At 53.8% G+C, this 442-nt stretch carries 1 protein-coding gene; it reads right to left on the minus strand.

Annotated elements, in window-relative coordinates; all coding sequences use genetic code 11:
• Positions 1-188: 188 nt before the first annotated feature.
• The coding region (locus BTA51_RS30360; RefSeq protein WP_210404960.1) for a hypothetical protein at positions 189-442 on the minus strand (254 nt) is incomplete at its 5' end.

Here is a 442-nt window from a genome sequence, read left to right on the forward strand (position 1 = left end):
AATCATGTTCCTTGATGCGTGTCGAGAACGGAGTTTTTCAGCAGCCTGTTAACTGCTATAGGAAATGTTCAATCGCAGGCAAGTGTTGGATACGCGCTGAGCTGTCTCTGCAATCGAATGCCACAGCCGCGTATGAAAAAAGGGCCCCGAAGGGCCCTTTCCCATATCTCAACTTGATCCGATACGGATCAGACGAGAACCCAGTCGTCGACCGCCGCTTGGAAGTCCGCAACAAGCGCACCTTCAATAACAATAGTCTGCCCCGGTGCGATAGCCAGCGTCGTGTCGGCGCCGTCATCAGTCATGTGATCAATCACGTCTTGCGTGCTGGCGAAGCCAAGGCCAGTAAGGTCGAGGACATCGTTGCCGTGCACGCTAAGGGTGTCAAAGCCAAAGGCTGTGATCACATCATTCCCGTTTCCGGCCACGAACGCGAAGACAT

Source organism: Hahella sp. CCB-MM4 (assembly GCF_002260525.1).
GTDB lineage: Bacteria > Pseudomonadota > Gammaproteobacteria > Pseudomonadales > Oleiphilaceae > Hahella.